Source organism: Allobosea sp. 05T433 (assembly GCF_056396065.1).
The window spans coordinates 125,141-136,213 of record NZ_JBFTKS010000001.1; the positions used below are offsets into that span (position 1 = coordinate 125,141).

Below are 11,073 nucleotides of genomic sequence, written 5' to 3' on the forward strand. Positions count from 1 at the left end.
GGTTGCGCTTGCGGCGAGAACCGGCTGCTTCCTGATCCTGTGTTATGACCGCGCGGGCTCTCGCGCAGCCACTCCGGTGCTCCGAAGCAGCCGCAGCGTATGCTGCGCGATCATGCGTTCCTCGTCCGTCGCGACGACGAAAATCTGCGTCCGGCTGCCTTCGGCATCGATGCGCCTGTCATTGCGCCGGTTGGCCTCGGCCTTGAGCGACAGTCCTGCCCAGTGCAGGCGATCAACCACGTTCTGTCTGACCTGCCAGGCGTTCTCGCCGACGCCGGCCGTGAAGACGATGCCGTCGAGCCCACCGAGCGTGACCGACAGGCTGGCGATGGCTTGCGCGACGCGGAGGCTGAAGAAGTCGATCGCCATTGCGGCCTCGGGCCTCTCGCTCTCCTGCAGTTCGCGCACATCGTTGCTGATGCCGGACAGCCCGAGCAGGCCGCTTTCGTGATAGAGCATCTGGCCGACTGCGGCCGGGCTCATGCCCTTCTGCTCGATCAGATGCAGGACGACACCGGGATCGAGCGAACCCGAGCGCGTTCCCATCGGCAGTCCGTCCAGCGCGGTGAAGCCCATCGTCGTCTCGATGCTGCGGCCGCCCTGCAAGGCGCAGACGGAAGCCCCGGAGCCGAGATGGGCGATGATCACCCGCTTGTCTGCAATCTCCGGTGCGATGCCGTACAGCGCCTTCGAAACATATTCATAGGACAGGCCATGGAAGCCGTAGCGCCGGACGCCCTCGTCATAGAGCGCACGCGGCAGGGCGAAACGGTCTGAGAGTTCGGGATGGCCGCGATGGAAGGCCGTGTCGAAGCAGGCGACCTGCGGCAGGTCGGGCCGGCGTTGGCGCAGCACGCGGATCGGGTCGAGATTGCTGAGCTGATGCAGTGGCGCGAGCGGGATGAAGGTTTCGAGCGTCTTCATTACCGCGTCGTCGACCAGCACCGGTGCCGAATAGACCGGGCCGCCATGGACGACGCGATGGCCGATGCCGATGATGGCCATGTCCCGGATCTCGCCGACGACCCAGTCGGCAACGACCTGTTGCGCCTGCGCCGAGTTCGCAACCTCCGCGACGGTGAAGCTGCGCTCGATCAGCGACGTTCCGTCATGGCTCTTTGCCTTGAGCCGCGGACGGGTTCCGATCCCGTCCACGGCGCCGCCGAACATCAGCTCGATATCGTCGCCTGCGACGCAGTAGAGCTTGAACTTGATGCTCGAGCTGCCGGCATTGACGACGAACAGGACCTCGGTCACCGGCTAGGCTCCGATTGGCTTGGCCTGCAGCAACGCATGGGCATAKAGCCCGGCAACGGCGCAGGAGGCGAGGCGGGTCCGGACATTGTCGGCGCGGCTGGTCAGAATGATCGGCACGCGCGCGCCGAGTACGATGCCTGCGGCATCGGCCCCGGACAGGAAGGTCAGGTTCTTCGCCAGCATGTTGCCGGCTTCGAGGTCGGGCACCACCAGGATCTGCGCTCGGCCTGCTACCGGCGAGACGATGCCCTTGATGCTGGCCGCCTCCGGGCTGATCGCATTGTCCAGCGCCAGTGGCCCATCGAGCAGGCCTCCGGTGATCTGGCCGCGATCGGCCATTTTGCAGAGCGCTGCCGCCTCGATCGTGCTGGGGATCTTGGTGGTCACGGTCTCCACGGCCGAGAGGATCGCGACCCTCGGGGCTCCCAGGCCGAGCCCGACATGCAGATCGATGGCGTTCTGGATGATGTCGCGCTTGGCTTCGAGGTCAGGAAAGATGTTCACGGCCGCGTCGGTGATGAAGAGCGGCTCGGCATAGGACGGCACGTCCATGATGAAGACATGGCTGATACGCCGGCCGGTGCGCAGGCCTGTCTCCTTATTGGTTACCTCGGCGAGCAGCTCATCGCTATGCAGACTGCCCTTCATCAGGAGGGCCGCCTTGCCGCTGCGGACGAGTTCCACGGCCTTGGCCGCGGAAGCGACGCTATGCGGCGTATCGACGATCTCGAAGCCCGCGATGTCGAGCCCGGCAGCCTTGGCGGTCGCGATGATCCGGGCGGTGGGTCCAACGAGGATCGGTTTGATCAGACCCTGCGCTGCTGCGTCGAGCGCACCCCTGAGAGAGGACTCGTCGCAGGGATGCGCCACCGCCGTCATGACCGGCGCAAATTCGCGCGCCTTCGCGATCAGGCGCTCATATTTGTCGTGAGCATGACCTGATCGGGCGCTCGCGACAGCTTGGGAAGGCTGAGACATTCTGCGCTTCACTTCCGGGGCGATGAACTGCGGTGGGGCGCTGCCTTCGAGGCAGTGTCGAGGGCTGTCTCCTTGCGTGCAACCGACCGGCTCGCCAAGCGATGCAGATTGTCGGCGGTCGCACGCGTTTCGTGAACCGGCGACTGATCGGGAAACATCCGGCTGATCCGCTCGAAACGGACAAGCGCTTCGCCTTCGAGCGGCCCTGCAGCGGTCAGAATGTCGTGAAATTCCTCGAGCGATAGATGGGGGGTCTCGGTTTGCAACACCGTGGCGATCGCTGCGACCGCCGCTTCGCCGTCGAAGCGCAGCATGAAGAACTGTTCGCGGACGTTGAGCTTGAACTGCTGGAGCGTCATGCCGTCGAGCTTTTGATGCTTGCTGTGCAGGCGACGCAGTACGGCAAAGATCCGTTCGTCGATGCCGCCGCGTGCCGCTAGGACGTACATCACCGCACGCAGGATCGCGATCTTTGCGCTGACGCGTCCGACCCGTTGAGCCAGGTCGGAACGGCCTGCTTCGAGCGCCGCGACGCCGCGGTCGCGATCGGCTGGCCACGGGCGCGCCGTCTCGTCGGTGACGCCGAGCGCCGCCTGCAAGGCAGGCGCGCCGTAAATCTGTTTGAAGACGAGTTCGGTCGTGGAATCCCGGATGTCGCGGAACAGGTCGAGCGAGGCGACGATGTTCTGCGAGATGATCTCCTGCCAGGCCAGGAATGGATTGTCCTGGGCCGCGGGGCGGCGGTGTTCCCGAACGAGTTCCGCCCAGCCGCTGACGCCGCGCATGAAGGGGTTGTTGTGCGAAAAGATCTCGAACTGTGAGCGCAGCGGATTGAGCCGGCGTTCCAGCTCTGCAGCGGGCGCCGTGGCGGCAGCCTGCACGAATGGGCGCAGCCAGGTCTTGTAGAAACTGGCATTGATCTCGGAGACCTTGGCGACTGTCGCGAACCGACGGTCATCCTCCGCCGTGTTCAGTCCCAGGGCCCGAATGTCGTCGAGGCTGCGCGCCTCGAAGCGCAGGATATTGTCGCCGGTCACAAGATCGGCGTAGTCTTGGCCGGGCTCGCGCGGTGTGATCACCGCCTCCCACAGCCCGGGTGGCAGGATGTCGATCAGATCCATGTTCTCCGTGAGCTCGGTATGCTCCTTCTTCGCCACGGAGCTTGAAACGAAGACGCCGAGATGTCCGGCCTGCGGGTGGATGGAGTAGACGATCGTCTGCTCGGCTGCGATCAGCGCGAGGTCGCTTCCATAGAGATCGGTGATCCAGCCGAGTGCCTGCTGCGGCGGCGTGATGTTGTCGCCCCAGGAGCAGAACACGACGATCGGCGAGGCGACTTCGCGCAGGTCGATCCGCTTGCCGGAAGAGAGCGTCAGTTCCCCCTTGGTCAGCTTGTTGCCGACGAAGAGCTGTTCGACGATGAACTCGATCTCCTCTCGGTTGAGCAGCACATGCCCGCCCCACCATTTCTCGAAGGAGAGAAAGCGTTCGGCTTCGGTATCGACCTTCGACCAGACATCGTAGAGCTTGCTCCACCACGTATTGGCCGGGTTCAGCTTCTCGAAATTCTGAACGAGATAAGCGCCGTCGAAGATTCCGGCGCCGAGATCGCCGGTCAGCGAGGTGAGCCAGGAGCCGCCGAGCATGCCGCCGGAATAGCGCATCGGGTTGAGCCCATCCTTGCCGTTCCAATAAGCCAGCGGTGCGCCCGCGGCCATGATCGGCCCCATCAGCTCGGGCCGGGCGGCGGCGAGCCCGAGCACGGCCCAGCCGGCCTGGCAGTTTCCGATGACGCAAGGCTTGCCGGAGTAACCGGGATGACGCCTGGTGACGGCCTCGATGAAGGCAGCCTCGGCGCAGCCCACATCCTCGATCGTCTGGCCTCTCACCGGATCCGGCAGGAAGCCGATGAAATAGCAGGGATGTCCGGCAGCGAGCGCTGCGCCGATTTCGCTGTCGGGTTTCATGCCGCCAATGCCCGGACCATGGCCGGCACGCGGATCGACGACGATGAAGGGGCGTGAGGACTCGTCCGTGACGACGCCTTCGGGTGCAATGATCCGGACCAGGCCGTAATTGACCGGACGGGGCAGGCTACGGCCGCTCATGACGATCTCGAAGCCAAATCCGAGGACATTGGGAGCCGCCATCGCCAGATGGTCGAGGTAATTGTCGCCCCGCCGGCGCAACACATCGAGCATCAGCACGTTGCGCTGTGCGACGTCGACCAGATACGCGGCGAGGTCGGAGCCGGCATGGGCCATCGCAGCGGTCGCGCCAGGCGACGTCACGGAATATGCGCTCACCATATCGTTGTCCTCATATGGCCGGGGGGCCGATACGTCAGAAACTTCACGATGATCTTTCGCACTGCAATATCACCAGACTGAGACGCCCGCGCAACCTATGCAAGAGGGGCTTGTCATATGCGGCATTCGCCGGCGCGGGGAATTGACTTCAATCAAGTCGGCTCGCCGGCAGGATGTTCAGGATTCAATGCAATATCCTTAGCCGGAATATGGGGGTAGCTCTTGGCGCGATCATGGGAAATGGCGGTGACTGATGGCTGACAATGCAGCTCCGGGCTTGCGGAGTGCGAGCACGATTGAGTTGAGCCTGACCGATGGTGCACAGTTGTTCAACACGCTCGATCCGTTTCCCTTCCGCCAGCGCGACCTGTCGGGGGATGCCGAGCAGTACATCGTCGAATGGGCCGAGGAGCTGCCCAAGGATCGCGCCATTGAAATCCTCATCGACATCGCGGCGGACGGCGAATCCGGCGGCGCGGCGCCCGATCTTGCTGCGGCCATCGGCAATTGGTTCGACGGGCGTGCGCGATCTGAGACAAAGGCGATGCGGCAGCTGTTTCGGGACGGTCGCTTGGCCTTCCTGATCGGCCTCATCGTCCTGAGCGCCTGTCTCTTCATCGGCTGGTGGCTGTCGGAGCGTATCGAAGGCCCGTTCGCGCGCGTGCTTCAGGAGAGCTTCGTGATCATCGGCTGGGTCGTGATCTGGAGGCCGGCCGAGATGTTCCTCTACGACTGGCTGCCCATGCTTCGCCGGCGGACGCTCTATAGGCGCCTCGCCTCGGCACGGGTTACGGTGAGGAAGACGTCCGCGCCGACGAAGGCGGTGGGCACCTAGAGCATGCTGCGAAAGAGTGGCAACGGTTTTTCGCATTGAGAATGCTCTAAATTATGAGAGTCGATCGCACCGGATCCTGTCCGGTCCGAAGATCTAACTTTCGGTGTTTGCATCGGCTTTCCCGAGGGCCTCAATCCACTGTTCGGGCCGATACGCGAGGCGATCGGCACCGCGCTCGCGCTCAGACCGGCTCGATCGCGACCAGAATGTCGCCGGCTGCCACCGTCGATCCGGCCCTCGGACCGATCCGTTGAACCGTTCCGCCGGCGGGGCTCTTCAACTCCATGAAGAGCTTCATCGATTCCAGCACGGCCACGATCTGCCCGGCCTCGACGGTGTCGCCCGCGGCGACATGCAACGCCGCAAGTGTTCCTGGCATCGGTGCCCGCACGGTGCTGCCGGAATCGCCGCCCGCATCGCGGCGCGCTGCTGCGGCCTCGATCGCGAACGCGATCTCGATCCGGCCTTCGAAGCCGCCGAGGCGCAGGAGCAGACCCTGGGTGTCGCAGACGGCGTATGCCATCTGGCTCGCCCCGCTCATGGCCACCACCCACTCGGCGTCCGAGCCACCGCGACGGAGCGCGATATCATGTTGGCCACCGGCTGACGCGACGCGCAGGAAGCCATCATGGGTTTCGATAGTGAGCCGCGTCGCATCTGCGCCGGCTCCGATGGCCAGATGCGTCGTCGCCGGCCTTCCAGCAGGCGCGAGAAGGCGAAAACCCTTGAGCGCATGCCATGGCGTGCCGTCGGGCTCGGTCCCGCGCGCCGTGAGCCAGAGGGCCGCCGCCACCGCATTGAGCAGGTCCTGCGGCACGGCTTGCGGCTTCCAGCCTCCCGGGAAATTCTCGCTCAGGAACAGGGTTGTGGCCTCGCCCCTCGTGAAGCTCGGAGTTCTCAGGGCATCCGCCAGGAACGCACGGGTGGTCGCCGGCCCGAGCATCACCATCCCATCCAGCCCTCTGGCGAGCCGCTGGGCCGCGCTCGTGCGATCGGGCGCATGGGCGATGACCTTGGCGAGCAGGGAATCGTAATGCGGCGTGACCTCGCTGCCGGCTGCGATGCCGCTGTCGACGCGCGCCGCCTGCGGTTCCCGCCACAGCCTGATCACACCGGTATCGGGCCGGAAGCCGTGGTCCGCCCGCTCTGCCGTCAGCCTGGCTTCGATGGCGTGGCCCGAGCAGCGGATCTCGCCCTGGGCCAGCGGCAGGGGCTCGCCTGCCGCGATGCGGATCTGCCATTCCACCAGATCGAGCCCGGTGATCGCTTCGGTGACCGGGTGCTCGACCTGCAGTCGGGTGTTCATCTCGAGGAAGAACACCTCCTGCGTCACGGCATCGACAAGGAATTCGACGGTCCCGAGATTGTCGTAGGAAATCGCGCGCGACAACCTCAAGGCGTAGTCATGCAGGGCCGCGCGTGTCTCATCCCGCAGGTTCGGGGCTGGCGCTTCCTCGATCAGTTTCTGGTTGGAGCGCTGCACCGAGCAATCGCGCTCGAAGAGATGGACGATGGCGCCGTGCCTGTCGCCCGCGACCTGGACCTCGACATGGCGCGGGCGCGTCACGAATTTCTCGATCAGCAGGCGCCCGTCTCCGAATGCGGCTTGTGCCTCGCTGCCCGCCGCGGAGATGGCGGCATCGAGATCCTCCTCCCGTTCGACCTTGCGGATGCCCTTGCCGCCGCCACCGGCAGAGGCCTTGACCATGACAGGCAGACCGACGCGCAACGCCTCCCGCTTCAGCACGTCGCGGGACTGGTCGGCCCCGTCATATCCGGGCACGCCCGGCACGCCGGCCTCGCGCGCGATCTGCTTGGAGCGGATCTTGTCGCCCATGGCATCGATGGCGGTGGCCGAAGGGCCGATGAAGGTGATGCCTGCCTTTTCGCAGGCGGCGATCAGGTCGAGCCGTTCCGAGAGAAAGCCATAGCCGGGATGGATCGCCTGCGCGCCTGTCGCCAGTGCAGCCTCGATGATCCGGTCGGCTCGCAGATAGCTGTCGCGCGCGGGGGCCGGGCCGATGGAAATGGCCTCGTCCGCGAGGCGCACATGCAGCGCGTCACGGTCCGCATCGGAATGGACTGCAATGGCGCGGATGCCGAGACGGCGGCAGGTCTTGATGATGCGGCAGGCGATCTCGCCGCGATTGGCAATCAGGATGCTCTCGAACATGGCGGCGGTCACATCCGGTAGACGGGGCGAGGGGAGGTGTCGCGCGCTTCGCCTGCGGCAAGCGAGAGACACAGGCCGAGCACGTCGCGCGTCTGCGCCGGCTCGATGATCCCGTCATCCCAGAGCCGTGCAGTCGCATAATACGGGTCGCTCTGCTCCTCGAACTGGGCCCGCGTCCTGCGATCGAGCTCGGCGATCGTTGCCTCGTCGGCCGCGCCCTTCAGGCTCTGGCGGCGCAGTTCCGTGACGACCGTGGCTGCAACCTCGGGGCTCATCGTGGCGATACGGGCATTCGGCCAGGAGAACAGGAAACGTGGCCGGAAGCCGCGCCCGCACATGCCGTAATTCCCGGCGCCATAGGAGCCGCCGATCAGCACGGTGTATTTGGGAACGCGCGCATTCGAGACGGCATAGACCAGCTTGGCGGAATGCTTGGCGATGCCCCCGCGTTCGGCTGCGGTGCCGACCATGAAGCCGGTGATGTTCTGCAGGAAGATCAGGGGGATCTGGCGCTGGTCGCAGAGCTCGATGAAATGGGCGCCCTTCAGCGCCGATTCCGAGAAGAGCACGCCATTATTGGCGATGATCCCGACGGGGTAACCGTGGATGCGGGCGAAGCCGGTGACGAGCGTTGCGCCATAATCGGGCTTGAAGACATTGAAGCTGCTGTCGTCGACGACGCGGGCGATCACCTCGCGCACGTCATAGGGTCTGCGTAGGTCGGTCGGGACGATGTGCTCGAGTTCGGCCGCATCGAGCCGCGGTGGCACGGACGGGTAGGGCGCTGCGCCCAGCCTGCCGATTTCGCCGAGCGAGCCGACGATCTCGCGGAGCTTGGCGAGGCCCTCCATTTCCGTTTCGACCAGATGGTCGCTGACGCCCGAGACCTGGGTGTGCATCTCGGCCCCGCCCAGGGTCTCGCCATCGACGATCTCGTGGATCGCAGCCTTCACGATCGGAGGGCCGCCGAGATGGATGCGCCCGGTGCCCCTGACCATGATCACTTCGTCGGACAGCGCTGGAATATAAGCGCCGCCGGCGGTGCAGCCGCCGAAGACGAGCGAGATCTGGGGAATGCCGGCCGCCGACATCCGGCACTGGTTGTAGAAGGAACCGCCGAAATGGTCGCGGTCCGGAAAGACCCGGTCCTGTTCCGGCAGGAAGGCCCCGCCGCAATCGACCAGGTAGAGGCAGGGCAGGCGATGTTCCTCGGCAATCTCCTGCGCCCTGAGATGCTTGCGCACTGTCTCGGCGAAGAACGAGCCGCCCTTCACCGTCGCGTCATTGGCGATCAGCATGCAGGCACGGCCGGAGACGGTGCCGATGCCGGTGACGATGCCGGCGCCGGGCACCTCGTTGCCGTAGAGCCCCCAGGCTGCCAGCGGCGAGAGTTCGAGGAAGGGGGATTGGGCGTCGAGCAGCAGGTCGATGCGCTCGCGCACCATGATCTTGCCGCGCGTTTCGTGCCGCTCGCGCATTCTGGGGCCGCCGCCATTGGCGACGAGGGCATGGCGCTCGCGCAGGGTGGCGAGCATCTCGGTGAGAGGCGGGGGCACGTTTGCGCGCGCTTCGCTCGTGGAGCCTGCAGACATGGTTCCTCCCGCCTCGGCGCTCGCCCTTGATCTCGTTGATCAAGTCACCTACCGTCCGTTAGGTAGGCGACTTTGCGCCGAGAGGTCAAGCAGCGGGGAGAGTGCGATGACGGCGGTGGACAGACTGGGGCCCAGGACCGACGAAGAGCTGCGCCGCTCGCCTTACTTCACCGAGGAGCACGAGGCGCTGCGCGATCAATTGCGCCGCTTCGTCGAGACCGAGATCAAGCCGCATGCGCTCGCCTGGGAGGAGGCCGGTTTCGTGCCGCGGGAGGTGCTGCGTCGGATGGGCGAGCTCGGTTTCTTCGGCATCCGCTACCCCGCCGAATTCGGCGGCTCGGAGATGGATACGCTGGCGACCGTGATCCTGGCCGAGGAGCTTGGTCGCTCGACTTTCTCCGGCGTTGCTATCACCGCGTTGGTCCATACCGACATGGCCTCTGTCCATGTCTTCAATGCCGGCAGCAAGGCGCAGCATGACCGCTACATGCCGGACATCATCGCCGGCAAGACGATCTGCGCGGTGGCGGTGACCGAGCCTGACGCGGGTTCGGATGTGAAGGGCATCCGCACCACGGCACGGCGCGAGGGCGAAACCTATGTCCTGAACGGCGCCAAGATGTTCATCACCAACGGTGTCCATGCCGATCTCTACTGCGTCGCCGCCAAGACCGATCTCTCGGCCAGGCCCTCGCAATCGGTCTCGATCTTCCTGGTCGAGAAGGGAACGCCCGGTTTCCGGGTCTCACGCGCACTCGACAAACACGGCTGGCGCTCTTCCGACACCGCCGAGCTCGTCTTCGAGGACTGCCGCATCCCGGCCGCGAACCTGCTCGGCCAGGAGGGGCGCGGCTTCTACGCGATCATGCGCAACTTCCAGAATGAGCGCACGGTCATCGGCGCGATGGCGATGGGCGAGGCGCAGGCTGCGCTCGATCTCACGCTGGATTATGTCCGCACCCGCAAAGCCTTCGGGGCTCCACTCTGGGAAAAGCAGGCCATCCGCCAGAAGCTCGCCATGCTCTCCGCCAAGGTCGAGGCGGGGCGCCAGCTCGTCTATCACGCCGCCTGGCTCGACGCCCGTGGCGCTGAGGCAACGCGCGAGGTCTCTATGGTCAAGGCGTATTGCGGCGAACTGGTCAACGAGGTGATGTATGCCTGCCTGCAGTTCCATGGCGGCATGGGGTTCATGCGCGAAAGCGCCATTGAACGCCTGACGCGGGATGCGCGGGTCCAGTCGATTGGCGGCGGGGCCACCGAAGTCATGCTGGAAGAGGTGGCGAAGCGGTTGTGAGCATTCAGACGACGAAAGCGGAGCGCGGTGCCGTAGAAGGGGGCGCGCGCCGGCTGATCCTCGACACGGCTGCACGCCTGCTGCGCCAGGGTGGCTATCACCAGACCACCCTGCGCGAGATCGCCGCGGCGGTCGGTATCCGCAAGGCCAGCCTCTACTATCACTTCGCGTCGAAGGAGGAGATCGTCGAGGCCGTCGTCAATGACGGCGTTCGCTTCGTTCAGGAGGCGGTGGTTGCCGCCTTGCAGGAATCCGAGGGGGCCGAGCCACGTGCCCGGCTGGAATGCGCGATTCACGCACATCTGACGGCGCTGCATGGCCATGGCGATTACACCTCGGCGAGCATCAAGGCCTTTGCCTTCGGCGCGATGTCGGTGCCGGCCAGCGTGCGCAGGGTTCGCCGCGCCTATGAGGACGTCTGGCGCCTCCTGATCGCCGAGCTTCAGGCCGCCGATGTGATCGCCGCGGAGCGTTCGCCAGAGGCGCTGCGCCTCTTCCTGCTCGGCGCCCTTAATGGCTCCACCGACTGGTACCGCCCCGGGCGCTTCGACATCCCGGAACTGGCACGCCAATTGGCCGCTCTGATTGCGCCGCGAGCCGGGCTAGCCACGCCCGATTGAGGCATTGCGCCGCAA

At 65.4% G+C, this 11,073-nt stretch carries 8 protein-coding genes; 3 read left to right on the top strand and 5 right to left on the bottom strand.

What is annotated here, in order from left to right; all coding sequences use genetic code 11:
- Nucleotides 1-42 precede the first annotated feature (42 nt).
- The 3 genes from AC1DGP_RS00555 to AC1DGP_RS00565 are packed head-to-tail and all read right to left on the bottom strand — an operon-like array spanning nucleotide 43 to nucleotide 4,544.
- The gene (locus AC1DGP_RS00555; protein WP_441506073.1) at nucleotides 43-1,257 is read right to left on the bottom strand and encodes an acetate/propionate family kinase; all 1,215 of its coding nucleotides are present in this window, start codon (nucleotides 1,255-1,257) and stop codon (nucleotides 43-45) included.
- A gap of 3 nt (nucleotides 1,258-1,260) precedes the next feature.
- On the bottom strand, nucleotides 1,261-2,235 hold the full coding sequence (locus AC1DGP_RS00560) for a phosphate acetyltransferase (RefSeq protein ID WP_441506074.1): 975 nt from the start codon (nucleotides 2,233-2,235) through the stop codon (nucleotides 1,261-1,263).
- A gap of 8 nt (nucleotides 2,236-2,243) precedes the next feature.
- Nucleotides 2,244-4,544: a DUF3141 domain-containing protein gene (locus AC1DGP_RS00565; protein ID WP_441506075.1), complete on the bottom strand. Its 2,301-nt coding sequence runs from the start codon at nucleotides 4,542-4,544 to the stop codon at nucleotides 2,244-2,246.
- 253 nt (nucleotides 4,545-4,797) lie between these two features.
- Here AC1DGP_RS00565 and AC1DGP_RS00570 point away from each other — a divergent pair, with 253 nt between their 5' ends.
- Nucleotides 4,798-5,379, top strand: coding sequence for a hypothetical protein (locus tag AC1DGP_RS00570; protein ID WP_441506076.1), 582 nt, complete (start codon nucleotides 4,798-4,800; stop codon nucleotides 5,377-5,379).
- Between the two features lie 181 nt (nucleotides 5,380-5,560).
- Here AC1DGP_RS00570 and AC1DGP_RS00575 read toward each other — a convergent pair whose 3' ends face one another.
- The gene (locus AC1DGP_RS00575) at nucleotides 5,561-7,552 is read right to left on the bottom strand and encodes an acetyl/propionyl/methylcrotonyl-CoA carboxylase subunit alpha (protein ID WP_476831604.1); all 1,992 of its coding nucleotides are present in this window, start codon (nucleotides 7,550-7,552) and stop codon (nucleotides 5,561-5,563) included.
- 8 nt (nucleotides 7,553-7,560) lie between these two features.
- On the bottom strand, nucleotides 7,561-9,144 hold the full coding sequence (locus AC1DGP_RS00580) for an acyl-CoA carboxylase subunit beta (protein WP_441506078.1): 1,584 nt from the start codon (nucleotides 9,142-9,144) through the stop codon (nucleotides 7,561-7,563).
- A 106-nt stretch (nucleotides 9,145-9,250) separates the two neighbouring features.
- Here AC1DGP_RS00580 and AC1DGP_RS00585 point away from each other — a divergent pair, with 106 nt between their 5' ends.
- Complete coding sequence (locus AC1DGP_RS00585) at nucleotides 9,251-10,438, top strand: acyl-CoA dehydrogenase family protein (protein ID WP_441490070.1); 1,188 nt, start codon at nucleotides 9,251-9,253, stop codon at nucleotides 10,436-10,438.
- Complete coding sequence (locus AC1DGP_RS00590) at nucleotides 10,435-11,058, top strand: TetR/AcrR family transcriptional regulator (RefSeq protein WP_476831605.1); 624 nt, start codon at nucleotides 10,435-10,437, stop codon at nucleotides 11,056-11,058. Before AC1DGP_RS00585 ends, AC1DGP_RS00590 begins: the two co-directional genes overlap by 4 nt.
- Nucleotides 11,059-11,073 lie beyond the last annotated feature (15 nt).

Coding starts and splice junctions, on each gene's coding strand:
- AC1DGP_RS00575 (WP_476831604.1), bottom strand. CDS start 7,552: ATGTTCGAGAGCATCCTGATTGCCAATCGCGGCGAGATCGCCTGCCGC.
- AC1DGP_RS00585 (WP_441490070.1), top strand. CDS start 9,251: ATGACGGCGGTGGACAGACTGGGGCCCAGGACCGACGAAGAGCTGCGC.
- AC1DGP_RS00565 (WP_441506075.1), bottom strand. CDS start 4,544: ATGGTGAGCGCATATTCCGTGACGTCGCCTGGCGCGACCGCTGCGATG.
- AC1DGP_RS00570 (WP_441506076.1), top strand. CDS start 4,798: ATGGCTGACAATGCAGCTCCGGGCTTGCGGAGTGCGAGCACGATTGAG.
- AC1DGP_RS00580 (WP_441506078.1), bottom strand. CDS start 9,144: ATGTCTGCAGGCTCCACGAGCGAAGCGCGCGCAAACGTGCCCCCGCCT.